This window comes from Bounagaea algeriensis (assembly GCF_054491375.1).
On record NZ_CM137102.1, the window covers coordinates 2,507,514 to 2,530,765 of the forward strand.

At 70.4% G+C, this 23,252-nt stretch carries 20 protein-coding genes; 8 read left to right on the forward strand and 12 right to left on the reverse strand.

From position 1 onward, the window contains the following. Positions 1-72: 72 nt before the first annotated feature. Positions 73-981 (reverse strand): MBL fold metallo-hydrolase, encoded by a 909-nt coding sequence (locus ACVGV2_RS11320; protein ID WP_459162329.1) that lies wholly within the window; start codon positions 979-981, stop codon positions 73-75. A 73-nt stretch (positions 982-1,054) separates the two neighbouring features. Then, positions 1,055-1,657, reverse strand: coding sequence for a TrmH family RNA methyltransferase (locus ACVGV2_RS11325; RefSeq protein WP_459162330.1), 603 nt, complete (start codon positions 1,655-1,657; stop codon positions 1,055-1,057). A gap of 327 nt (positions 1,658-1,984) precedes the next feature. On the opposite strand from ACVGV2_RS11325, the gene ACVGV2_RS11330 reads away from it, so the two are divergent. Both ACVGV2_RS11330 and ACVGV2_RS11335 read left to right on the forward strand, forming a co-directional pair. Next, positions 1,985-3,403, forward strand: coding sequence for an amino acid permease (locus ACVGV2_RS11330; protein WP_459162331.1), 1,419 nt, complete (start codon positions 1,985-1,987; stop codon positions 3,401-3,403). A gap of 224 nt (positions 3,404-3,627) precedes the next feature. Next, on the forward strand, positions 3,628-5,073 hold the full coding sequence (locus ACVGV2_RS11335) for a sodium/glutamate symporter (RefSeq protein ID WP_459162332.1): 1,446 nt from the start codon (positions 3,628-3,630) through the stop codon (positions 5,071-5,073). Between the two features lie 225 nt (positions 5,074-5,298). On the opposite strand, the gene ACVGV2_RS11340 is transcribed toward ACVGV2_RS11335, so the two are convergent. Beyond that, positions 5,299-6,441: an adenosine deaminase gene (locus tag ACVGV2_RS11340; RefSeq protein ID WP_459162333.1), complete on the reverse strand. Its 1,143-nt coding sequence runs from the start codon at positions 6,439-6,441 to the stop codon at positions 5,299-5,301. A 370-nt stretch (positions 6,442-6,811) separates the two neighbouring features. On the opposite strand from ACVGV2_RS11340, the gene ACVGV2_RS11345 reads away from it, so the two are divergent. Beyond that, the gene (locus ACVGV2_RS11345; protein WP_459162334.1) at positions 6,812-7,552 is read left to right on the forward strand and encodes a GntR family transcriptional regulator; all 741 of its coding nucleotides are present in this window, start codon (positions 6,812-6,814) and stop codon (positions 7,550-7,552) included. A 201-nt stretch (positions 7,553-7,753) separates the two neighbouring features. Here the strand turns inward: ACVGV2_RS11345 and ACVGV2_RS11350 are convergent, their stop codons facing one another. From ACVGV2_RS11350 to ACVGV2_RS11365, 4 genes are all read right to left on the reverse strand, one after another. Further along, positions 7,754-8,473, reverse strand: coding sequence for a GolD/DthD family dehydrogenase (locus ACVGV2_RS11350; RefSeq protein ID WP_459162335.1), 720 nt, complete (start codon positions 8,471-8,473; stop codon positions 7,754-7,756). A gap of 34 nt (positions 8,474-8,507) precedes the next feature. Then, on the reverse strand, positions 8,508-9,827 hold the full coding sequence (locus ACVGV2_RS11355; RefSeq protein ID WP_459162336.1) for an RbtT/DalT/CsbX family MFS transporter: 1,320 nt from the start codon (positions 9,825-9,827) through the stop codon (positions 8,508-8,510). Positions 9,828-10,252: 425 nt separating this feature from the next. Then, positions 10,253-11,686: an aminobutyraldehyde dehydrogenase gene (locus tag ACVGV2_RS11360; RefSeq protein ID WP_459162337.1), complete on the reverse strand. Its 1,434-nt coding sequence runs from the start codon at positions 11,684-11,686 to the stop codon at positions 10,253-10,255. Positions 11,687-11,763: 77 nt separating this feature from the next. Further along, a complete protein-coding gene (locus tag ACVGV2_RS11365) occupies positions 11,764-13,155 on the reverse strand; it encodes an aspartate aminotransferase family protein (RefSeq protein ID WP_459162338.1) in 1,392 nt (463 codons plus the stop codon). A 233-nt stretch (positions 13,156-13,388) separates the two neighbouring features. Here ACVGV2_RS11365 and ACVGV2_RS11370 point away from each other — a divergent pair, with 233 nt between their 5' ends. Next, positions 13,389-14,789 (forward strand): APC family permease, encoded by a 1,401-nt coding sequence (locus ACVGV2_RS11370; RefSeq protein ID WP_459162339.1) that lies wholly within the window; start codon positions 13,389-13,391, stop codon positions 14,787-14,789. Here the strand turns inward: ACVGV2_RS11370 and ACVGV2_RS11375 are convergent. Further along, positions 14,768-15,253 (reverse strand): Lrp/AsnC family transcriptional regulator, encoded by a 486-nt coding sequence (locus ACVGV2_RS11375; RefSeq protein ID WP_459162340.1) that lies wholly within the window; start codon positions 15,251-15,253, stop codon positions 14,768-14,770. The genes ACVGV2_RS11370 and ACVGV2_RS11375 overlap by 22 nt on opposite strands. 193 nt (positions 15,254-15,446) lie before the next feature. Here ACVGV2_RS11375 and ACVGV2_RS11380 point away from each other — a divergent pair, with 193 nt between their 5' ends. Then, positions 15,447-16,940, forward strand: a complete 1,494-nt coding sequence (locus tag ACVGV2_RS11380) for a CoA-acylating methylmalonate-semialdehyde dehydrogenase (RefSeq protein ID WP_459162341.1) — start codon at positions 15,447-15,449, stop codon at positions 16,938-16,940. Between the two features lie 68 nt (positions 16,941-17,008). On the opposite strand, the gene ACVGV2_RS11385 is transcribed toward ACVGV2_RS11380, so the two are convergent. From ACVGV2_RS11385 to ACVGV2_RS11395, 3 genes are all read right to left on the reverse strand, one after another. Further along, positions 17,009-17,431 carry a DoxX family protein gene (locus ACVGV2_RS11385; protein WP_459162342.1) on the reverse strand — a complete coding sequence of 141 codons (423 nt, stop codon included), beginning with the start codon at positions 17,429-17,431 and terminating at the stop codon, positions 17,009-17,011. A gap of 116 nt (positions 17,432-17,547) precedes the next feature. Next, positions 17,548-18,639 carry an alcohol dehydrogenase catalytic domain-containing protein gene (locus tag ACVGV2_RS11390; RefSeq protein WP_459162343.1) on the reverse strand — a complete coding sequence of 364 codons (1,092 nt, stop codon included), beginning with the start codon at positions 18,637-18,639 and terminating at the stop codon, positions 17,548-17,550. A gap of 180 nt (positions 18,640-18,819) precedes the next feature. Next, positions 18,820-20,436 carry an ABC-F family ATP-binding cassette domain-containing protein gene (locus tag ACVGV2_RS11395; protein ID WP_459162344.1) on the reverse strand — a complete coding sequence of 539 codons (1,617 nt, stop codon included), beginning with the start codon at positions 20,434-20,436 and terminating at the stop codon, positions 18,820-18,822. Positions 20,437-20,782: 346 nt separating this feature from the next. On the opposite strand from ACVGV2_RS11395, the gene ACVGV2_RS11400 reads away from it, so the two are divergent. After that, positions 20,783-22,066: an erythromycin esterase family protein gene (locus ACVGV2_RS11400; RefSeq protein ID WP_459162345.1), complete on the forward strand. Its 1,284-nt coding sequence runs from the start codon at positions 20,783-20,785 to the stop codon at positions 22,064-22,066. 9 nt (positions 22,067-22,075) lie between these two features. Here ACVGV2_RS11400 and mftR read toward each other — a convergent pair whose 3' ends face one another. Beyond that, positions 22,076-22,690 carry a mycofactocin system transcriptional regulator gene (gene mftR, locus ACVGV2_RS11405; RefSeq protein WP_459162346.1) on the reverse strand — a complete coding sequence of 205 codons (615 nt, stop codon included), beginning with the start codon at positions 22,688-22,690 and terminating at the stop codon, positions 22,076-22,078. A gap of 74 nt (positions 22,691-22,764) precedes the next feature. Here mftR and mftA point away from each other — a divergent pair, with 74 nt between their 5' ends. After that, complete coding sequence (gene mftA, locus ACVGV2_RS11410) at positions 22,765-22,869, forward strand: mycofactocin precursor MftA (protein WP_459162347.1); 105 nt, start codon at positions 22,765-22,767, stop codon at positions 22,867-22,869. Continuing rightward, a complete protein-coding gene (gene mftB / locus ACVGV2_RS11415; RefSeq protein ID WP_459162348.1) occupies positions 22,859-23,173 on the forward strand; it encodes a mycofactocin biosynthesis chaperone MftB in 315 nt (104 codons plus the stop codon). The genes mftA and mftB overlap by 11 nt, the downstream gene beginning before the upstream one ends. Positions 23,174-23,252 lie beyond the last annotated feature (79 nt).

The window sequence follows — 23,252 nt, forward strand, 5'->3', positions numbered from 1 at the left end:
TCACCTCTTGCGCGTGATTCACCGCCGGTTGCCGGCCGGATATCCATCGAACGGAGCAGCCCGCAGGAGGGCTCACAGGTCGAGCTGGGGCCGGATGGCGCCGCCCGCGGCGCGGGACAGCGCGGTCAGCACCTCGTCGACGGGCACCTCGTGGCCGCGCACCTGGGCGTGGGCGATGCGGAGGTTGACCGCGTGCCGTTCCGCGTCGAGCCAGTCGGGCCAGCCGTCGCGGGCCTGCCGTTCCAGCTCCGCGAAGTCCGGGGCGGGCTCGTCGGTCACGTCGAGCAACCACCGCAAGTAGGCGCGCATGTCGGCGAGCAGGGTCCCCGGATCATCCGGGATCGGCCCGTGGCCGGGGACGAGGCGCGCGGCGCGGAATCCTTCCAACCACTCCAGCGCATGCAGCCAGCCCGGCACGGAGGCGAACGCGGCCAGCGGCGTCACACCGTTGAACAGCAGGTCCCCGGCGTAGACGACGCCGTCGTCCGGGACCGCCACGACGAGGTCGCCGTCGGTGTGCGCCTGCTGCGGGACGGGTTCGAGGCGGGCGGTCACTCCGCCCAGGTCCCGCTCGACGGGCTCGTCGAGGTGTTCGACCACCTCGGGCGGGTCGATCGCGCCCCAGTTGTCGTAGTCGATGAGCATCGGGAAGGTGTGCGGCCCGGCACCCACTTCGTCGGCGGCCGAGGGTGTGGCCACCACTGCGCCCCCGTCGGCGGCGACGAGGCCGGCCCCGTTGGCGTGGTCGCCGTGCGCGTGCGTGAGCACCGCGGTCAGCGGGGTCGTATCTCCGGCGGCGCGAACCGCGCTGAGCAGCCGCCGCGAGCGCGCCTCGGTCGCGCAGGTGTCCACGAGCAACGTCCGGTCCTCGCCGCGGATCCAGCCCGCATTGTTGAGGAACCACCCGCCGGGCAGCTGCAGATAAGCGGTGCAGCGCGCGGACAGGGCCACGACGGAGGGTTCGGGGGATTCAGCGGGCACGGCACCGTCCTCTGCTCGCGGGAACTGCGGTCGGCCTCAGGATGCACGATCCGGTGGTGCTGCCACCACGGCCTCATCCGCACCGCAGGCGGTACAGCGCGATGCCCGCGGCCACCGAGACGTTCAGCGAATCCTTCGTGCCGAACTGGGGGATTTCGAGCAGCACGTCGCAGCTGCTGCGCAGTTTGTCCGAAATCCCGCCGGTCTCCTCGCCGAGCAGCAGCGCCACCTTCTGCGGCGGGGCGTAGTCGTCGAGGCGCACCGCGCGGTCGTCGCGTTCGAGGCCGGCGATGGTGAACCCCGCTGCCCGCAGTTCGGTCAGCAGGGCGGGGATGCCCGGGTGGAACCGGCACGGAACGACTTGCTCCGCACCGAGCGCGGATTTGCGGATCTTGTGCGTGAGCTTGTGGATCAGCCCGGGCGTGCGGGTGTCGTCGGCCTGCTCCGGGTACGGGGTGTAACCGGTGCAGTACACGGTGGACAGCGAGAAGACGTCGGCGGTCCGCAGCAGCGCCCCGACGTTGTGCGCCGAGCGCATGTCGTGCGCGATCGCCACGACCTCCCGCGGCAGCGCCGGTTCCGCGCACCGCGCCGCGGAAAAGGCGGCCGTTCCGGGAACCTGCTGCTGCCCGGGAAACTGCTGTTCTCCCGGAAACTGGGGGACCGAGTCCGACACCTGCGAGCACCTTCGTCGTCACCGATCGCGCGATCGCGCCCCGGCAGCACCACGTGCACCGCGCCGCGCGATCCCGCTGCGCCATCGCCCGCCATGCTACCCGCCGCACCTCGCTGCCCAGGAACGCAGGTGCGCACGTGCGCCCCAGCGCGACCGCGAGCGCCTGCGACCACGAGCACCTGCGACCGCGAGCACGGGCGCCCCGCCCGCGCAGGCGCCGGCCCCCGCGGCGGCGTGCGCAGGCGGGCATAGCATTGCCCCCGTCCGGTGGCCGTCGACCGCCGGCCGCACGCGGGCGAAGTACCACCGTCGTTTCCGGGAGAGCTTGTGCACACGGAGAAGTCCGGGCTGAGCCGGGGGTTGACCGCGCGTCACATCAGGTTCATCGCACTCGGTTCGGCCATCGGCACCGGGTTGTTCTACGGCTCGTCCGAAGCCATCGGGCAGGCCGGACCGTCGGTGCTGCTGGCCTACCTCATCGGCGGGGTGGCGGTGTTCTTCGTCCTGCGCTCGCTCGGCGAGATGGCGGTGCGGGACCCCGTTCCCGGTTCGTTCGGCGAGTACGCCGCACGCTACCTCGGCCGGTGGGCCGGGTTCATCACCGGCTGGACCTACACCTTCGAGATGATCATCGTGTGCCTCGCGGACGTGACCGCACTCGGCGTGTACATGGGGTTCTGGTTCCCGGACGTGCCGCGGTGGATCTGGGTGCTGGCGGCGCTGGGCGTGATCGCCGCGGTCAACCTGCTCAGCGTGGCGGTCTTCGGCGAAGTCGAGTTCTGGTTCTCGCTGATCAAGGTGCTCGCGATCATCGCCATGATCCTGGGCGGTGCGGCGATCCTCGTCTTCGGGCTGCCCGCCGGAACCGGCGAGGCCGGGTTGAGCAACCTCTGGGAGCACGGCGGTTTCTTCCCCGCCGGCGTGGAAGGGTTCATCGCCTGCTTCGCCGTGGTCATGTTCGCCTTCGGCGGTACCGAGATCATCGGCATCACGGCCGGCGAGGCCGATGAACCGCGGCGGACGATCCCCCGCGCGGTCAACACCGTGCCGGTGCGGATCCTGCTGTTCTACGTGCTGGCGCTCGGCGTGATCATGGCGGTCACCCCGTGGAACACGATCGGCTCCGAAGGCAGCCCGTTCGTGCAGATCTTCGACGGCGTCGGACTGGCCTCGGCCGCGACGGTGCTCAACGTCGTCGTCATCACCGCTGCGCTGTCGGCGATCAACAGCGACATCTTCGGTGCCGGCCGCATGCTCTACGGCATGGCCCAGCGCGGGCAGGCGCCCGCAGCCGTGCTCCGGGTCTCGCGCGGCGGCGTGCCGTGGGTGACCACCGTGCTCATGACGAGCGCCCTGCTGGTCGGGGTGGTGCTGAACTACCTCATCCCGGAACGGGTGTTCACGATCATCGCGTCGCTGGCCACCTTCGCCACCGTGTGGGTGTGGCTGATGATCCTGCTGGCGCAGCAGGCTTCCCGCAGCCGGATGAGCGGCGAGCAGCAGCGCCGACTGCACTTCCCCGCGCCGCTGTGGCCGTACGGGCAGATCGTGACCACGGGCTTCATCGTGTTCGTCATCGTGCTGCTGGGCTTTTCCGCGGACACGCGCATCGCGCTGATCGCCGGCGCGGGGTGGCTGGTGCTGCTGACCGCCGCCTACCTGCTGCGGTTCCGCGGACGCGGCGCGCCGAAGGCCCCATCGGCCAGCGCGGATGTCGACGGCGAACGCTCGCCGAGCAGCGACTGATCCGGCTCTTCGGGGCCGAAAACTCCCACGCATCACCGAGAGTGCCGACCTGCTCCGACCCGCGTGACCGCAGCGGTCCCCTCTCGCAGTGCACCGCGGCGATGTGCCAGGTCGTCTGTGCTCGCGCGGAGCGGACCTCTACGATGCGCGGGGATCTGTGACGACTCGCGGAGCGCCCCGGCTGGAGGGCGCCCCGGGAACGGTTCGGGTACGGAAAGGTGACGATGTCTGCCAACACCATTGGTTTCGCACTCCTGTTGCTGGGGGTGCTGCTGCTCGCTGCCAAGCTGATCCGGATGCGGTGGCGGTTGGCGCAGCGGCTGTACCTGCCGACTTCGATCATCGGCGGGGGCATCGCACTGATCCTCGGGCCCGACATCTTCGGCAACGTCGCAGCTGCTCTCGGCTACGACGGCTTCACCGAGGGCGGGCTGTTCGGTTCGCAGATCCAGGAAGTGTGGTCCGAGCTGCCGGGACTGCTCATCTCGGTCGTCTTCGCCGGGCTGTTCCTCGGCAAACGGTTGCCGAAGGGACGCGAAGCCGGCCGCATGGCGGGGCCGCAGGTGGCGCTCGGGATGACGCTGGCCTCGGGCCAGTACGTCATCGGCCTCCTGCTCGCCGTGCTGGTGCTCGCACCGGTCTTCGGCCTGCCGCCCCTGACCGGTGCGCTCATCGAGATCGGCTTCGAAGGCGGCCACGGCACCGCCGGCGGGCTCGGCAACACGTTCGCCGAGGTCGGGTTCCCGGAGGGGCAGGACCTCGCGCTCGGACTGGCCACGATCGGTCTGCTCACCGGCATCATCGTGGGCATCGCGCTGGTCAACTGGGGCGCGCGCTCCGGTCGCCTGGCCGAGCTGGGCGCGGGGAGCAAGCCGTCGTCCAACGAGCAGCGCGGGCTGGTGGACCGGGAGCACCGGCGCCCCGCCGCCACGCTGACGATGCACCCCTCGTCCATCGAGCCGTTGACGATGCACTTCGGCCTCATCGCCCTGGCGATCCTCATCGGGCAGCTCATGCTGTGGGGCCTGCAGGCGCTGGAGAACGCGCTGTGGGTCGACACCATCGAGATCTTCGGCTACGTGCCGCTGTTCCCGCTGGCCATGCTGGGCGGCATCGTGCTGCAGATGTTCATCGGCCGGTTGGACAAGGAGGAGATCGTCGACCGGGCCATGATCGAGCGCATCCAGGGCTTCGGCCTGGACGTGCTGATCATCGCCGCGATGGGCACGCTGTCGCTGCAGGTGCTCGCGAACCACATCTGGGCGGTGATCCTGCTGGCCGTCGGCGGCATCGCGTGGGGCGTGCTCGTGTTCCTGTTCCTCGCGCCGCGCATGCTGCCGGACTACTGGTTCGAGCGGGCGCTCGGCGACTTCGGCCAGTCGATGGGCGTCACGCCCACGGGGTTGATCCTCATGCGCATCGCCGATCCGGAGCTGCGCACCCCGGCCTACCCGGCGTTCGGCTACAAGCAGCTGATCCTGGAGCCGTTCTTCGGCGGCGGTCTGGTGACGGCGGCGGCGATTCCGCTGGTCGTCCAGTTCGGCGCGGTTCCGATGCTCTTGGTGATGCTCGCGTTGCTGGTGCTGTCCATCGCCAGCGGTCTGCTGTACTTCGGACGCCGCAACTCCGCGGTGGGCACCTCGGAAGAAGCCGAGCCGACGCAGTCCTGACGCGCGGGGCATCCACCCCGGCCAGGTCCGCGGCGGGCGCGTGCACGTTGGACGTGGGCGCGCCCGCCGCTTCTCGTGCGCCCGCACCGGTCCGCGGAGTCACCGCGGGTCCGCGTGTGCGGCGATACCGCACCGCCCGCCGCGCACGCGCGCATCAGGTCGGTGCCGCGTGCTCGACCCCACCGCGGACGGACCCGCGGTGGGAACTGGCCGCGCGGCTGCGCGTCAGCCCATCCCGGTGGCGATGGAGCCGCCGTCGCCGACGGGCCCGAACAGCGACTCGGAGCGCAGGGCCGCGTAGCCGGGCTTGATCACCTCGTTGATGAGCGCGAGCCGCTGGTCGAAGGGCAGGAACGAGGACTTCATCGCGTTGACGGTGAACCACTGCAGATCGTCCAACGTGTAGCCGAACAGATCGACGAGTTCGGTGAACTCGCGGCTCATCGACGTCTGGCTCATCAGCCGGTTGTCCGTGTTCACCGTGACCCGGAAGTGCAGCCGTCGCAGCAGTCCGATCGGGTGCTCCTCCAGTGACGGGATGGTTCCGGTGTGCACGTTGGACCGCGGGCACATCTCCAGCGGGATGCGGCGGTCGCGCACGAACGAGGCCAGCTGGCCGAGTTTCGCCGTGCCGTCCTCGTCCAGCGTGATGTCGTCGACGATGCGCACGCCGTGGCCCAGCCGGGCGGCGCCGCAGTACTGGATGGCCTCCCAGATGGACGGGAGGCCGAACCCCTCCCCCGCGTGGATGGTGAAGTGGAAGTTCTCCCGCCGCAGGTACTCGAAGGCGTCCAGCGACTCCGTCGGCGGGTGCCCGGCCTCCGGGCCGGCGATGTCGTATCCGACCACTCCCGCGTCGCGGTAGCGCACGGCGAGTTCGGCGATCTCGCGCGAGCGGGACTCCTGCCGCATGGCGCACAGCAGCAGTCCCACCCGGATGCGGTTTCCGGCGCGGGCGGCCCGCTCGGTGCCGGTGCGGAAACCGTCGAGGATCGCCTCGACGACCTCGTCCGGGGCCATGCCGCCCTGCGTGCTCAGTTCCGGCGCGTAGCGGATCTCCGCGTAGACCACGCCGTCCTCGGCGAGGTCCTCGACGCACTCGGCCGCCACGCGCTGCAGCGCCCCCGGGGTTTGCAGCACGCCGACGGTGTGGGTGAAGCGCTCGAGGTACTCCTCCAGCGATCCGGCGGTGGTCGCTTCGGCGAACCACTGCGCGATCTCCGAGTGGTCGGTCGTGGGCAACCCCTGGTACCCGGTCTGCTCAGCGAGCTCGACGACGGTGCGCGGACGCACTCCACCGTCGAGGTGGTCGTGCAGCAGGGCCTTGGGGGCCCGCTGGATCTGGTCCGCGGTGGGACGTGTCTTCATCTCCTGCAACGTCGAACGTCTCCTCGACTCGGCATTCCCTCTCCGCATTCTGCACCGGTCCGCCCGGTCGACCGCGCAACACGCGCCTCGACGGCGCGGATCACCCGCAGCTCGCGACGGCGCGAAGCCGGGCACGACCGCCTCCGCCCCGCGCGGGCAGCACCGTCGCCCTCCGAGCGACAGGTCTACTTGTCAGACAAGCGTGATCGGAACGGCGCACCTTGTCAACCGGCCACGAGCTTGATCACTGGAACGATACTAGCTGGAAACGGCGTCAACCACGTTACTGCGCGGTGCACGCCGGATTGACGCATCCCCCACTGGGACCTAACTTGTCTGACAGGAAAGCTGCGCCAGCGAAGGGGGAGCCGTGCCGAGTCGGGGAGTCGGACGCCGGCCGTCGGTCGAGCTGTACGAGCGCATCGTCGCGGCCGTCCGCGACGGCACCTACCCGCCCGGCTCCACGCTGCCCGCCGAACCGGCGCTGGCGAGCGCACTGGGCGTGAGCCGCCCCGCCCTGCGGGAGGCGCTCATCCTGCTGCAGGAGGACGGTGTGATCACCGTGCGCCGCGGTGTCGGCCGCACCGTCACCGACAACCGCCCGCAGCACGGCTTCGAACGGCTTCCCCCGATCGAGCGGCACTTCACCGGCAGCACCACGGCGCAGCCGCTGACGCGCGCCTTCGAGGAGCCGACCGACCTCGTCCTGCAGCACCTGCCCGCTCCCGCCGCCGATGAGGTCCGCTTCTGGGAGACCCTCGTCCGGGTCGACGGTGCACCCGCCTGCCTCGCCCAGGAGTGGGCGCTTCCCGACGAAGCGCTCGCCGAGGTGCACCCGGCGCTGCCGGCGTCGCTGCGGCGGGAGGCCGAACGCGAGAGCTCCATGCTCGGAGTGATCACCGCCGAGCACCCCGAGTTGGCGCTGCACGCCTCCAGCGGCATCACCGCCACCGTGCTCGGCAGGCAGCGGGGATCCGTGTTCGAACGCTCCCCGGACACTCCGGTCGTGCTCATCACCCAGGTCGCACGTGCGGGCGGCACACCGCTGCTCATGACGAAGTACGTGCTGCCCAGCGGGGCTCCGTCCCTCTCGCTGTCGCAGACGAACTGACGCCCCGCCGGCTCACCGCGCAGGGACCGGCCGGCCCCCGGGGTCCGCAGGACAAACGGGGCACAACGGGGCGCGGCCGGCGAGACGCTGCAACGGCGCGGCACCCGCCCGAGCACGGGTGCTGCTCATCCGCGGCCGCGCCCGTGCGCCGCGGATGAGCAGCGCGGCGGGTGCGCGGGCCCCGCGCACCCGCACGGCTGATCAGCGGGCGGTGAAACCGCCGTCGGCGCGCAGCTCCGCGCCGTTGACCATCGCCGCCTCCTGCGAGGCGAGGTAGGCCACGGCCGCCGCGATCTCGTGGGGTTCGGCGAAGCGTCCGGCCGGGATCTCCTCGCGGTGCGCCTCGCCCTTGGGGTTGTCCCAGGCCGCGCGGCCGAGTTCGGTGAGCACGACGGTCGGTGACACGGCGTTGACCGTGATGCCGGAACCGCCCCACTCCAGCGCGAGCGTGCGCGTCATCCCGAGGATGCCGGCCTTGGAGGCGCAGTAGGCCACGTGCGCGTCCAGGCCGACGCTGGCGGCCTGCGAGGCCAGGTTGATGATCCGCCCGCCTCCGCTGCTGAGCATGCCGTTGCCGACGGCCTGGCACATGAGGAAGCTGCCGGTGAGGTTGACGTCCAGCGTCCGCCGCCACTCGGCGGGGTCGATCTCGGCGGCGGGTGCCAGCAGCGCGACCCCGGCCGAGTTGACGAGGACGTCGATCCGACCGTGCCGCTCGGCCACCTCCCGCACGCACCTGCCGACCGATTCCTCGTCGGTGACGTCCACCTGGTGCGTGGATGCGCACTCCGCGGGGAACTCCGGCAGCCGGTCGGCTCCGGCGACCGCGGCTCCCTGCTGCGCCAGGGTCCGCACCACCTCGGCTCCGATCCCCGAAGCCGCGCCGGTCACGAGTGCCACACGCCCTGTCAGTTCGAACACGGTTCTGCCACTCCTCGATCTGCTCGTGTCGGCCTCAGGCGGGCGCATTCACCGCACGGGTGCGTGCGGACTTCTCGTCCTCGGGAACGCGGAGGAAGTGGACCATGACGAACGCCGCGGCGTAGAGCAGCACGAAGGCCCAGACGATCGCGGTGTTGCCGAGCCCGATCCAGTAGACGACGGTGACGACGGCGGAGCCGAGGAAGGCCGAGCCGCCGGCGGCCGTGGTGTACATGGCCATGGCCGCGCCTTTGTACTGCGGTGCCAGCGCGGGCATGATCGCGCCCATCGGAACGAACCCGGCCAGCAGGCAGCCGAACAGGCAACCGGCGGCGACGGCGAGCCAGAAGCCCCACGAGGATCCGGCCGGAACCCAGTGCGGCACGTACCACCAGGCGAGCAGCCCCACCGCGGAGCCGAACACGCCGAACCACTGCACGGTCAGCCGCCAGCCCCACCGGTCACCGATCGCGCCGAAGAGCGCGTTGACGAGGATGTTCGTGGCGTACACCAGCACGCTCATGGTCAGCCAGCGGCTCTGGCCCCATTGCAGCTGCTCGGCGATGACCGCGGGCAGGATGATGAACATGCCGTACTGCGGCGCGGTGTTGATCCAGCGCACGAGAAAGCCCATGAAGATCTTGGGCTGGCGGTAGCTCAGTCGCACGCCCTCGGTGATGACCCGCGCGGCGGGCACGCCCCGCGGGGCCAGGCGCCGGTCGCCGTGTGGCTCCGTGACGGCGAACTGCGCGAGCAAAAAGCCGATCAGCACCAGGGCCGAGGAGGCGATCATCGCGCCGGTCTCACCGCCGGTGCCGCCGCCGAAGGCCGGGATCGCGCCGAGCGCGAACAGCGAGCCGAGCGTGGGCAGGCCGCCGGTGAACATGACGTAGAACCAACCGACGGCCGCACCCTTGCGCTCGGACGGGGCGACCACGTTGACCCACACGAGGAAGGCGAACGCGAACAGCGGGTAGCCGAAGCCGCGCAGGAAGTACGTCGCGAAGACCAACGGCAGGCTGCCGGCCGACAGGCTGATCAAGAACAGCACCTCGAAGCCCAGCCACACGGCCGCGCCGAGCTGCATCACGCGCCGCGGACCCCACAGGTCGGCCAGCGCGCCGGAGAGGTAGCTACCCACGAACACGGACACGCCGTACATCGCGATGATCGCGCTGACCGTGGCGGCCGTGCTGCCGAGCACGCTCTCGATGTGCGGCGAGATGAAGTTCGTCTCGGTCCCGTTGCCGGTCATGAAGATCAGCACGGCGAGGAAGCCCCAGCGCAGGGAATGCGGGATGCCGACCCGGTCGAGCCAGGTCTCGGTGCGTCGATTGGCTGCGTCGGTACTCATCACGGCGATTCCGGTTCCACTCGTCGGGCAGGAGGACGGTCCAGCGAAGCGAACACTTAACTTTCTGAAGTTTAAGTATCACGTCTAACTTGTGACTTTGTATGCGGAGAAGCTTGTCTCGTCACGCGCGCTTTGTCAAAGCCCCCGGCGGCCGATGCCAACGCACCCGCGTTGACCTGCGCAATCACTACTCCCCCGAGAACCTCCTGCGCTTCCGAACCGTTCCAGCTCCGCGATCACGCCCCACACGGGAACTGCGCCCGGACACGATGAGCTTTCCGCTGGACACGAACACCACAGGCAGCGAGTTCGCCTGAACACAATCGTTGTTAAAACGACACGGGCGCGCCGCGCGGCACGGCTCCGGCAGTGCGGAGCATGCGCCGCGCGGCGCGCCCGGCAGGACCGTTTCGGCTCGCGGCCGGTCAGTCCTCGATCTGCGACATCACGTGCTTGACGCGGGTGTAGTCCTCAAGCCCGTACATCGACAGGTCCTTGCCGTGACCGGAGTGCTTGAACCCGCCGTGCGGCATTTCCCCCACCAGCGGGATGTGCGTGTTGATCCACACGCACCCGAAATCCAGCTCGCGGGACATGCGCAACGCCCGGCCGTGGTCGGCCGTCCACACCGAGGACGCCAGGCCGTACTCCACGCCGTTGGCCATCGCCACGGCCTCGTCTTCGGTGTTGAACCGCTGCACCGTCAGCACCGGGCCGAAGATCTCGGTCTGCGCCGCCTCGTCACCCTGTTCGAGGCCGGAGACGACGGTCGGCGCGTAGAAGTAGCCGCGCTCGCCCACCCGGCAGCCGCCGGTGTGCACCGTGGCGTGGTCCGGGAGCCGGTCCACGACGCCTGCGACGTGGGCGAGCTGGTCGGCGTTGTTCAGCGGCCCGTAGAACGGCTCCGCGGCCTGCGGTCCGGTCTCGGTCGCCCAGGCCCGCTCGATCAGTGCCTCGAGCAGCGCGTCGTGGACCTCCGGACCGGCCAGCACGCGCGTAGCCGCAGTGCAGTCCTGGCCCGCGTTGAAGAACGCCGCCTCGGCGATGCCCTGAGCGGCGCGCTGCACGTCCGCGTCGTCGAAGACGACCACCGGTGCCTTGCCGCCGAGCTCGAGGTGGACGCGTTTGACGTCGTCCACGGCCGCTTCCGCGACGTTCTTGCCCGCCCGCACGCTGCCGGTGACCGAGACCATGTCCGGTTCGGAGTGCGCGGCAAGCGCGGCTCCCGCGTCGCGCCCGCCGCAGACCACGTTGAACACCCCGGCCGGGAGGTGTTCGGCCATGAGCTCGGCCAGGTACAGCGTCGATGCCGGCGTGGTCTCGGCCGGTTTCAGCACGACCGCGTTGCCCGCGGCCAGGGCCGGTGCGAACTTCCACACGGCCATCAGGATCGGGTAGTTCCACGGCGTGATCTGCGCGCACACCCCGACCGGCTCGCGGCGCACCCACGAGGTCAACCCCGGCAGGTACTCCGCGGCGGCCCGGCCTTCGAGCACGCGTGCCGCGCCGGCGAAGAACCGGGTCTGCTCCAGGATCATCGGCAGTTCCTCGGCGTGCGCCACGGCGGTCGGCTTGCCGGTGTTGGCGCACTCGATGCGCAGCAGCTCGTCGGCGTTGCGCTCGATGTCGTCGGCGATGCCCAGCAGCGCTCGCTGCCGCTGAGCAGGGGTGCGCCTGCTCCAGTCGGCGAAAGCGGAGCGCGCCTCCTTCATCGCGGCGTCCACATCGGACCGACCGGACACGGCGACGTGCCCGTGCACCTCTTCGGTGGCCGGGTCGATGACCGGTTGCGTGCGCCCGTCCGCCGAGTCGACGAACGCACCTCCGATGAAGTTGCGGAAGACGCGGGGTTCCTGCACGGTGCGGTACCTCCTGGGATGCGGCGGCGATGAACGGGATCCGCCACCGGTCGGCGGCGGGTTCCTCGTCGGTCCGGTCAGAGCTGTTTCCACGCTCCGGTCAGCACGGTGCGCAGGATCTGCTCGATCTCGTCGAACTGCTGCTGCTCGCAGATCAGCGGTGGTGCCAGCTGGATGACGGGCTCACCGCGGTCGTCCGCCCGGCAGTACAGACCGTTGGCGAACAGCTCCTCGGAGACGTACCCGCGCAGCACGCGCTCGGACTCCTCGGCGGTGAAGGTCTCGCCCGTGTGCTGGTCCTTGACGAGTTCGACGCCGTAGAAGAATCCGGCACCGCGCACGTCGCCGACGATCGGCAGATCGCGCAATTGGTCCAATGTGGCCTTGAACGCGCTTTCGTTGGCACGCACGTGCGCGTACAGGTCCCACTGCTCCATCAGATCGAGGTTGGCCAGCGCCACCGCGCACGACATGGGGTGTCCGCCGTAGGTCGACCCGTGCGCGAACATCGTCGTGCCGTGCTGGAACGGTTCCGCCACCCGGTCGCCGACGAGCACCGCCCCCAGCGGCGCGTACCCCGAGGTCATCCCCTTGGCGGTGGTGATCATGTCCGGTTGGTAACCGTAGCGCTGCGCGCCGAACTCGTGGCCGAGCCGGCCGAAGGCGCCGATGACCTCGTCGGAGACGAGCAGCACGTCGTAGCGGTCGCAGATCTCGCGCACGCGCTCGAAATACCCCGGGGGAGGCGGGAGGCACCCGCCGGTGTTCTGCACCGGCTCGAGGAACACGGCAGCGACGGTGTCGGGGCCTTCCATTTCGATCGCCTGCGCGATCTGGTCGGCGGCCCAGCGCCCGAACTCGGCGTAGTCGTCGCCGTGCTCGGCGGCGCGGTAGAAGTTCGTGTTGGGCACGCGCAGCACGCTCGGCACGAGCGGTTCGAAATCCTGCTTCGCGCCGGGAAGTCCGGTGATCGACAGCGCGCCGGCCGAGGTCCCGTGGTATGCGAGCGAGCGGCTGACGACCTTGTGCTTGGTCGGTTTTCCGGCGATCTTGAAGTACTGCTTGGCGAGCTTCCACGCGGTCTCCACCGCTTCCCCGCCGGAGACGGTGAAGAAGACGCGGTCGAGATCGCCCGGTGCGCTGTCGGCGAGGCGTTCGGCGAGCCGGATGGCGCTGGGATGCGCGTGCGACCAGAGCGGGAAGTAGGACAGTTCCCCGAGCTGGTCGGCCGCGGCGCGCGCCAGCTCCTCGCGGCCGTGTCCGACTTGGACGGCGAACAGGCCGGCCAGTCCGTCCAGGTAGCGCTTTCCCCGCTCGTCGAAGATGTAGGCGCCGTCACCGGAGGTGATCACGGGGACGCGCTCGCACTGTTCGCTGTGCACGGCGTGCCGGGTGAAGTGCATCCACAGGTGGTCCCGCGCGGTGTCAGCGAGCGGGGCCCCGGCGCCGGGGGTCTCAGTGGGGGCCATCGATGTCCTCGCACTCGTTCAACGACGTTTCCTATACGGGTATCGCATAGATGCGCCCACTATAGCAAGTTTTCCGCAGAATCTAACCTTCAACACAACGGAAAACGTTGAATCAGTCGTTGACGGCGACGACACCCCTGCGGGTTAATGACCCCTCGACGCCCCGGCGCCGAGGCGCGCCGGCGCCCACCGGGCCCCTGTCCGCACGGCCCCGCCGCAAGGGAGTGCCGCTCATGACGACCGGGAGCACACTGCAACGTTCGCTGGGCATGTGGGCGATCGTCGCCCTCGGCCTCGGATACATGACGCCGACCGTCGTGTTCGACACCTTCGGCATCGTCTCGGAACGCACGCACGGCACGGTGCCGCCCGCGTACCTCATCGCCCTGGTGGTCATGCTGTTCACGGCGATCAGCTACGGCAAGATGGTGCGGGTCTTCCCCAGCGCGGGCTCGGCCTACACGTACACGCGCAGGACGATGCACCCCGCCGCCGGATTCCTCGTCGGCTGGGCCGCCCTCCTCGACTACCTGCTGCTGCCGCTGGTCAACGCGCTGATCATCCGGCAGTACCTGGAGTCGCTGTTCCCCGCCGTACCAGCATGGGCCTGGGTGTTCGCCTACGTCGGCTGCGTGACCGCGGTCAACGCGTGGAGCATGCGCTCGACCGCGCGGCTGAACACCGCACTGGTCCTGTTCGCCGCCGGCATGGTGGTGCTCTTCCTCGCGCTCACCGCGGTGCAGCTCGTCGGCGGGCTCGGCCAGGGGACCGTGTTCACCCTCGAACCGCTGTGGAACGAGGGCACGCAGCTGGCGGCGCTGCTCGCCGGGTCGACGATCGTGGCCTTCTCCTTCATCGGATTCGACGCGGTCACGATGTACACCGAGGAGGCGCGCGACACGCGCACCGTCCCGCGGGCGATCCTGCTGACCGTGCTCATCGGCGGGGTGCTGTACTTCGTCGGTTCGTGGTTCACCCAGGCCGCCTTCCCCGCCGGCGCGACGTTCGCCCAGCCGGACAACACGACGCCGGAACTGGGACTGCTCGTCGGCGGCCCCGTGTTCCAGGCGCTGTTCCTCGCCGGAGCGTTCGGCGCCACCGCGGCCTCCGGCCTCGCCTCGCACGCCAGCGTGGCCCGCCTGCTGCACGTGATGGGCCGCAACGGCGTGCTGCCGGCGAAGCGGTTGTTCAGCCACGTGCACCCGCGCACGCGCACACCGGTGCACACGGTCGTCTTCGTGGGTGCGGTGAGCCTGCTGGCCGTCGCACCGAGCCTGGAGCTGATCGCCTCGGTGATCAACTTCGGTGCGCTGATCGCGTTCACCTTCGTCAACCTGGCCGTGCTGGCGCACTACGCCGTGCGGCAGCGGCGCGTGCACAGCGCGCCCGAAGTGCTGCGGTACGTGGTCGTGCCGCTGACCGGGGCCGCGTTGACGGGAGTGCTCTGGTACTTCCTGTCCGCCGACGCGCTGATCGCGGGACTGGTGTGGACGGCGCTCGGGTTCGTCTACCTGGTGGTGCTCACGCGCGGGTTCCGGCAGCCGCTCGAGGCCCCGGACCTCGACGAGGAGCCGGAGTCCTCATCGACGGCACCCGAGCCCGAGGCCCCGGATCAGCGGGTGCCCCACTGGTAGGTCTGCTTGTACAGCTTCAGGTACGGCAGGGTCTCCGCGTCCCGGACCCCCTCGATGGCGCGCACCTGCCGCGAGACCACCTCGAGCAGGTGCTCGTCGTCCTCGCAGACCGCCTCGCAGAGGAGGTCGTAGCGCCCGGCGCAGAGGACGACGTAGCTCATCTCCTCCATCTGCGCGATCTCCTCGGCGACCGGTTCGATCGGACCGTCCACTTTGATGCCGACCATGGCCTGGCGGAACATGCCGACCTGCATCGGATCGGTCACCGCGACGATCTGGATCACGCCGGCCTGCGTCAGCCGCGCGACGCGCTGGCGCACTGCCGCCTCGGACAGCCCCACCGCCTTGCCGATGGTTCCGTAGGGTCGGCGCCCGTCCTCCTGCAACTGCTCGACGATGCGCTTGGAGACCTCGTCCAGGGCGCCCTGTCCGGCGTTGTCGGCGTACTCGTACCTGCGCTGCACGCACAGCATGATCCAGGTCGCGCGCGCCCGCCCGCAAACGCCCGTGGCGCGGGACACGTCGCAACAGGGGCGCATCAGGTCCTAATGTACGGACAAATATTGACATCGACTGCTCGCGGAGCGTAGACAGGCACCATTCGGAGGGGCCGGTCACCGGCACGGACACCTCCCAGCCGCGAGGAGCGAACGAAGCATGAAGACCATCCAGCACTGGATCGACGGCGCCACCGCCGAGGGAACCTCGGGCCGCTACGCCGACGTCACCGAACCGGCGACCGGACAGCGCACGGGACGGGTCGCGCTCGCCGACGCGACCGATGTGGACACCGCCGTTTCCTCCGCCGCCAAAGCCTTCCCGGACTGGGCGAGCACGTCGCTGACCAAGCGCACCGGGATCCTGTTCGCCTACCGCGAGGCCCTGCACCGCCACCGCGACGAGATCGCCGAACTCATCACCGCAGAACACGGCAAGGTGCACTCCGACGCGCGCGGCGAAGTCGCCCGCGGTCTCGAAGTCGTCGAGTTCGCCTGCGGAATCGGCCACCTGCTCAAGGGCGAGACCTCGACCGAGGTCGCCACGCGCGTCGACGTCGAATCGCTGCGCCAGCCGGTGGGCGTGGTCGCGGGCATCACCCCGTTCAACTTCCCCGCCATGGTGCCGCTGTGGATGTTCCCCATCGCGCTGGCCTGCGGCAACACCGCCGTGCTCAAACCCAGCGAGAAGGACCCCTCGGCCACCTCCCGGCTCGTCGAGCTCGCCACCGAGGCCGGCGTGCCGGACGGGGTGCTCAACCTGGTCCACGGCGACAAGCCCGCGGTGGACCGGCTGCTGGAGCACCCCGACATCGACGCGGTGAGCTTCGTCGGGTCCACCCCGGTCGCCCGCGCGGTGCACAGCACCGCCACCGAGCACGGCAAACGGGTGCAGGCCCTGGGCGGAGCCAAGAACCACATGCTCGTGCTGCCCGACGCCGATCTCGACCAGGCCGCCGACGCGGCCGTGTCCGCCGCGTACGGCTCGGCGGGGGAACGCTGCATGGCGGTGTCGGTCGTCGTCGCCGTCGACCCCGTGGGCGATGCGCTCGTGGACAGGATCGCCGAGCGCGCCCGCGGCCTGACCGTCGGCCCCGGCACGGACCCGGACACCGACATGGGGCCGCTGATCACCGCCGAGCACCGCGACCGCGTCGCCTCCTACATCCCGCAAGCGCGCGAGGAAGGCGCCGAGGTCGTCGTCGACGGCACTGATGTGCAGGTGCCCGGCCACGCCGACGGGCACTTCATCGGTGTGAGCCTGCTGGACGAGGTCTCCTCCGAGATGACCGCCTACCGCGACGAGATCTTCGGACCTGTGCTCTGCGTCGTGCGCGTGCGCTCCTACGAGGAGGCGCTCACCCTGATGAACGCCTCGCCGTGGGGCAACGGCACCGCGATCTTCACCCGCGACGGCGGTGCGGCGCGGCGGTTCAAGCTCGAGGTGCGCGCGGGCATGGTCGGCGTCAACGTGCCGATCCCCGTCCCGGTGGGATACCACTCCTTCGGCGGGTGGAAGGACTCGCTGTTCGGTGATCACCACATCTACGGCACCGACGGCGTGCACTTCTACACGCGCGGCAAGGCCGTCACCACCCGCTGGCCCGACCCCGGCGAGGGCGGTGTCGACCTCGGCTTCCCCAGCAACTCCTGACCCGCACCAGGGACTTTCGCCCCAACGGCGCGGCCGGCGCGCTGACCGGCGCCGAGCGCGAGCACCGGTCAGCGCGCCGGGTTCGCCCGGTGCAGCACCGCCGCGGTCCGCCGCCACCGCCCCCAGGCGACCACGGCGGCGAGCAGGCCGAGCACCAGCGACAGGAACAGCGTCCCGCCGAGCGCGGGCACGACCAGGTGCGTGAGCACGGCGCCGAGCATCACGCAGGCCAGGCCGATCCCGGCCAGTCCCGCCAGCGCGGGGACCACCAGGCCGAGCGCCCCCAGCAGCTCCAGGCCGCCGGCCAGGTACCGGAACCACTGGCCCGCGCCGATCCGGTCGAACATGTCCACGGCCGAGGCCGTGCCGACGAGCTTCGGCACGGCCGCGTTGACCGCGAAGTACAGCGCCAGCAGCACCTGCAGCACCCACAGGGCGATCTCGCCGACGCGTCCGCGTCCGCTCCGCGCTTCCGTTCCGCGCGCGTGCATCGCGCCCTCCCCGCCACGTGTCGCCCCGGCCGCTGCGCCGGTCGCCCGACAGGACCCATCGTCGCATCGAACGAGGCGGGAATCACCCGTGCGACCGGCGCCGGCGGGGCGCAGCGTTACCGGTTCGGCAGGATGGACACCTTCACCGACTCGCCCGAGGTGTCGGCCACCAGGTCGAGCGCCTTCTGGAAGTCCTCCAGCGGGAACTGGTGGGTGCAGATCTCGTCGACGGGCACCATCCCCTGCTCGAGCATCCGGATCGCCGCTGGCCAGCAGTACGGTCCGAGGTGCGCGCCGAGCACGTTGAGTTCCTTGTCGTCGGAAATGATCGACCAGTCGACGGTGACGTCCGAGCCGAACACCGAGTACTCGACGTAGGTGCCGAGCTTGCGCAGCAGGTTCAGCCCCTGCCCGACGGCGGCGACCGCGCCGGTCCCCTCGAGGTAGACGTCGGCGCCGTAGCCGTCGGTCAGCTGCGCGATCTCGGCGGTGACGTCCTGCTTCGCCGGATTGAGCACCACGTCCGCTCCGCACCGGCGGCCGATGTCGAGCTTGTCGTCGTCGAGGTCGAGGGCCACCAGCGTCATCGGGTTCTTCTGCCGCGCTCCGCTGATCAACCCCAGCCCGATCGGCCCGCAGCCGGCGACGACCACGACGTCGCCGAAACCGATGTTCGCGCGTTCGACCGCGTGCAGCGCGCAGGACAGCGGTTCGGCGTAGGCGGCGTGCTGCGGGGCGAGCTCGTGCGAGACCCGGTGCGCCCGCGCCTTCGGCGGGACGATCACGTACTCGGCCATGGCCCCGTGGTAGTTGCGGAACCCGAACATGTCGTGCGGGGCGCACATCCAGTACTGGCCGCGTGCGCAGTAGCGGCACTCCTCGCACGGGACGATCTGCTCGCACGCGATGCGGTCGCCGGGAGAGGCGCCGTGGCGCCGCAGGGCGTCGTCCGCACCCGAGACGACCACGCCGACGAACTCGTGTCCGGGGGCGATGCCGGACTGCGCGTACTGCGCGCGGTTCTCGTCGCCCCAGAACTTCGCGGCGCCGTGGTAGCACTTCAGATCGCTGGCGCACACGCCCACGGCCTCGACCCGGAGCAGCAGTTCCCCCGCGCCGGGAGTGGGCACGTCGACTTCCTCCAGCCGGTAGTCGCCGGGACCGTGCATGACCACGCTGCGCATCCGTTCGGGCACTGCATAGGACATCTCTAACTCCAATGACGTTAACTATCACTACAGCTATGTGAATAGTAGCGTGTCGCTCTTTCGGGGCCGTGTCAAAGCCCCGCGGAAGCAGCCCTCTGACCAGCACCGAATGCCGCAAGTGCGGTCACGACCGCGAACACAGCCGCGGTGTTGTCGAGCACCCGGCGCTGCACACCGCGGTCATCCCGCGAGCCCACCGCCGGTCACGTGCAGCACCCGGTGGTTCCAGCGCCACCGCAGCCAGCGGTCGTGCGAGGCGATGACGATCGCGCCGGGCGCCGCGCCGAGCGCGTCTTCGAGCTCCTCGACGAGGCTCAACGACAGGTGGTTCGTCGGCTCGTCCAGCAGCAGCACGTGCGGTGGTGCGGCGAGCAACCGGGCCAGGGCCAACCGCCGCCGCTGGCCGGTGGAGAGCTCGCCGACGCAGCGGTCGAGATCGCGCGGGGCCAGCAGACCGAGATCGCACAGCGACGTGCCGTGCGCACCGGCGCCGCCGTCGTAGAGCTGCCGCGGTGTGCGGCGTTCGTCGGCGAATGCCACCTCCTGCTCCAACATGCCGACCCGAACGCCGCGCCCGCGGTGCACCGCTCCCGCATCCGGTGCGAGACGCCCCGCGAGCACGTGCAGCAATGTGGACTTCCCGGCACCGTTGGGACCGGTCACCATGATCCGCCCGCTGGCGGGAAGATCCAGCTCGTCGACGCGCAACCGGCCGGTGAGGCGGACTCCGCGCAGCGCCAGCGGGAGATCGCACACCGGCGCGCTGGTCAACGTGCCCGCGAAGGCCAGCGGAACCGGGGGTTTGCGCACCTGGTTGCCGGTCAGTTCGGCGAGTCTGCGCTCGGCATCGCGCACGCGGCGGGAGACCTGCTGCTGCACGCGATCGCCCCGGCGTCCGTGGGCCATCTTGTTCTTGTCGCGCATCTCGCGGTTGTGGCTGACGTCGCGCGCGGTGACCGCCAGCGCTCGCCGCTGTTGCGCGATCTCGTCCTGCTCCGCCCGGTACTGCTGTTTCCAGCGGACGCGCTCGCGGTGCTTCTCGACCAGGTGGTCGCTGTAGGAGCCGCCGTAGCGGGTCGCACCGTTGCGGGACGGATCGAGGTCGAGGATGTCGGTGCACACCTCGTCGAGGAACATCCGGTCGTGCGAGGCGAGGAGCACCGCGCCGGGCAGGCCGCGGAGGTGGCGTTCGAGGAACCCGATCGCCGCGTCGTCGAGGTGGTTCGTCGGCTCGTCCAGGACCAGGGCGCGCGGTTGCCGGATGAGCAGTGCCGCCAGCGCCAGCCGCGAGCGCTCCCCACCGGAGAGCGTGCCGAGGCCGCGGCGCGCATCCGCCGTCGCCGCAGCGAGCCCGAGTCCTTCGAGGACGCGCCGCGCTCGCCGGTCCGCATCCCACAGGTCGTGCTCCTGGGCCCATTCCACGAGGTCACCGTATTCAGTGAGCAATGCGGTGTCCGCGGGCGCTTCCCGCATCCGTCCGGTGAGGACGTCCATGCGGTGCTGCACCCGGCGGATGTCGGCCAGCGCATCGTCGACGACGTCCTGCACCGCGGCCTCCGGCGGGAAGGGCAGCTCCTGGTGCAGGAAGCCGCAGTCGGCCGGGCGGCGCACCGTGCCGGTGTCCTCCTCCTCGACGCCGGCCAGCACGCGCAGCAGCGTCGATTTGCCGACGCCGTTCTCCCCCACCACGCCGACGCGGCGGCCGGCGGGGGCCGACACGGTGACTCCGTTGAGCACGCGGCGGTCCCCGTAGTGCTTGACGACATCACGAGCATGCAGGAAAGCAGCATCGGACACGGTGGATCTCCCGGAATTCCGGTCGTGGAAGCAGCAGCAGAAAAACCGGAGTGCGCACGGGGACGCTTCCTGGCGGAAACGATGGGGTTCGACCGCGAACGGGCGTCCGGCGCGTGCTGTCAGGAGATCATGCTCCGAGGTTACGAGCGGCACCAGCGGCGGTCAAACGGAATTTCCGCTCGCGCGTGGTAACGTCCGGCACATGCTGCGTTGGCAGCCTGTTCCGCTGACGCGCTCCGCAGGGAGCCACCTCCGGGCGATCCGCCCCGGACGCGAGAGCATGCCCGCATGATGCGCGCTCCCACCGTTTTTCCGACCACCTCGCGTGAAAACGCGGAGCACCGACATGACTGCTGATCACCAGGATCCGTTCTCCCGCTGGCTGCAGCACAACGCCGCGTCGCTCGAGGGCCTCGATCCCGAGGCCGACCTCGACGACCTGGAGCCGCTGCGCGCGATCACCGGCGACGCCCGCGTCGTCGGCATCGGCGAAGGGGCGCACTTCGTCGCGGAGTTCACCGCGCTGCGCCAGCGGGTGCTGCGCTTCCTCGCCGAACGGTGCGGCTTCACCGTGCTGGCCTTCGAGTTCGGTTTCAGCGAGGGCTACCAGCTGGACGGCTGGCTGCGGGGCGAGGGCGATGCCGACGCGCTGAGCGGGCTGAGCGGTACGACGGCGGCCGGCGCGAACCAGGGACTGGCGCGGTGGCTGCGCCGGCACAACGCGGGTCCGCACCCGCTGCGCTTCGCCGGGCTGGACGTGCCGATCGCCGGTGGTTCGCTCCGCCCCGCGCTGGAGCCGGTCGTCGAGTACCTGCGCGAGGTCGATCCGGACCTCGTGCCGCAGGTGCAGCGGGCGCTGACCGTCAGCGACCGGATCGAGGGCAGCTCGGTGGCCGCCGCAGCACCGCGGTGGGCGGAGCTGGCGGCCGCCGAGCAGGACGCCCTGACGGCGGCGCTGTCGCGCCTGGTGCTGCGCGTGCGGGCGCTCGAACCGCACTACGTCGCGCGCAGCGGGCAGCAGAGCTTCGACCGCGCGCTCCGGCGGCTCGAAGCGGCGTGGCACGCCGACTACATGTTCGCCGCGATGCGGGACCTCTTCGCCGGGCAGGACCGCCCCGGGGACACGACGGTGCGCGAGCTGTTCCTGGCCGAATCGCTGCGCTGGCACCTGGACCGCGCGGAGCCGGGGACGCGGGTGGTGCTCGCCGCGCACAACAACCACCTGCAGCGCACCCCGATCCACCACGACGGGCAGTTGCGCACGCTGCCGATGGGATCGCACCTGCACCGGATGTTCGGCGAGGACTACCGGCCGCTGGCGGTGACGCACACGGCCGACCGCGTTCCGAAGATGCGTCTCGACGGGACGGGAGAGCTCGGCTACACGATCGCGGAAGCGCCGCTGCCGGCCCCGGAGCCGGGCAGTTTCGAAGCCGGTGTGCTGGGTGCCGGCCGCGGCGGTGAGCTGCTCGCGGTGGATCTGCGGCGTGCCCGTCAGCAGTTGCCCGCAGCGCAGCTGCCGGCGCGGATCCGCTCGCAGAGCGAGTTCATCGCCGCACCGGTCGCCGAGGCCTTCGACGGCGTGCTCAGCGTGCCCGCGGCAACCACCGATGACACCGTCGGGTTCTGAGCCCCGCCGTCACTCGACGTCGAACCTGCTGGCGAGATGCCGCATGGCCGCGTCGATGGCGCCGCACAGCTCGACGTCCGGGTGGCGGAGCCAGTGCTCGTACGCGGCCAGTGCGGCGCCGAGGCAGGCGTAGGCGACGGTTTGCGCCATCAGCGCGTCCGCGGCGACGCCGAGCCGGCGCGCGACGAACTCGGCGACGATGGCCCGCCATTCGGCGTAGCGCAGGGTCGAGTGCGCCTGCAGCGCCGGCACCTGCAGGATCAGCTCCAGGCGGCGCCGATGCCGGGACGCCTCGGCGGGGTCGATCCTGTTGAACTCGACGATGACCGTGCGCAGCGCTTGCATCAGCGGCTGGTCGTGCGGGCAGGCGAGGAACTGCGCCCGCATCCCGTCGAGCTGTTCGCTGAAGTTGCCCCAGACCACGTCGTTCTTCGAGTCGAAGTACCGGAAGAAGGTGCGTCGCCCCACCCCGGCGGCGCGTGCGATCGCGTCGACGGTGGTGGCCTCGAAGCCGTGGTGTTCGAAGAGGTCGAGCGCGACCCTTTCGAGTTCATGGCGGTTCGTCGCGGGCCGCCGGCCCGGCCCGTTCATCCGGACGGTGCTTTTCGAAGCTCGTTTCGCCATAACCCTTCCATTCTGACACGGGATGCCATTAATTTGGTGTTCGACGTCACACGACGCGGAGGAGTTGATCGCCCATGAGCGAGTCCGAGGACGTCGAGGCAACACCGGCGACGGAGACCGTTGAGGAGGACCTCCTCGTCGAGGAGGTTTCGATCGACGGGATGTGCGGTGTCTACTGAACCCCGCTGCTCCGGGGCCGCGGCGGCCCCGGAGCAGCCCACCCCGGAGTTCGACCCGGACGGTGCCTACCGGCTCAGTCCGCAGGTGGCGCTGCGCCCGGAGCGTTTCGGCGCGTTGGCGTACCACTTCGGCACCCGCAAGCTCTCGTTCCTGAAAACGCCGCAGTTGGTGGAGATCGTGCGGGAGCTGAACCAGCACAGCTCGGCCCGGTCGGCCGTGGAGCACCTCTCCGGGGCCGAGCAGGCGAGCTACCTCAAAGCCCTGGCCGCGCTGGCGCGCACGGGCATGATCGTGCCCGCGTGAGGCGCGCCCGGCGCAGCGGGGCCGTACCGACGCGGTCCTCGGTGCCAAAGACCGGGGTTTTCCCGCGGATTGGAGGTCG

What these genes read in the sequence shown, in the direction of transcription:
- ACVGV2_RS11365 (WP_459162338.1), bottom strand. Translation starts at nt 13,155, where the DNA reads ATGGCCCCCACTGAGACCCCCGGCGCCGGGGCCCCGCTCGCTGACACC.
- ACVGV2_RS11400 (WP_459162345.1), top strand. Translation starts at nt 20,783, where the DNA reads ATGACTGCTGATCACCAGGATCCGTTCTCCCGCTGGCTGCAGCACAAC.
- ACVGV2_RS11335 (WP_459162332.1), top strand. Translation starts at nt 3,628, where the DNA reads ATGTCTGCCAACACCATTGGTTTCGCACTCCTGTTGCTGGGGGTGCTG.
- ACVGV2_RS11380 (WP_459162341.1), top strand. Translation starts at nt 15,447, where the DNA reads ATGAAGACCATCCAGCACTGGATCGACGGCGCCACCGCCGAGGGAACC.
- ACVGV2_RS11370 (WP_459162339.1), top strand. Translation starts at nt 13,389, where the DNA reads ATGACGACCGGGAGCACACTGCAACGTTCGCTGGGCATGTGGGCGATC.
- mftR (WP_459162346.1), bottom strand. Translation starts at nt 22,690, where the DNA reads ATGGCGAAACGAGCTTCGAAAAGCACCGTCCGGATGAACGGGCCGGGC.
- ACVGV2_RS11385 (WP_459162342.1), bottom strand. Translation starts at nt 17,431, where the DNA reads ATGCACGCGCGCGGAACGGAAGCGCGGAGCGGACGCGGACGCGTCGGC.
- ACVGV2_RS11355 (WP_459162336.1), bottom strand. Translation starts at nt 9,827, where the DNA reads ATGAGTACCGACGCAGCCAATCGACGCACCGAGACCTGGCTCGACCGG.
- ACVGV2_RS11340 (WP_459162333.1), bottom strand. Translation starts at nt 6,441, where the DNA reads ATGAAGACACGTCCCACCGCGGACCAGATCCAGCGGGCCCCCAAGGCC.
- mftA (WP_459162347.1), top strand. Translation starts at nt 22,765, where the DNA reads ATGAGCGAGTCCGAGGACGTCGAGGCAACACCGGCGACGGAGACCGTT.
- ACVGV2_RS11390 (WP_459162343.1), bottom strand. Translation starts at nt 18,639, where the DNA reads ATGTCCTATGCAGTGCCCGAACGGATGCGCAGCGTGGTCATGCACGGT.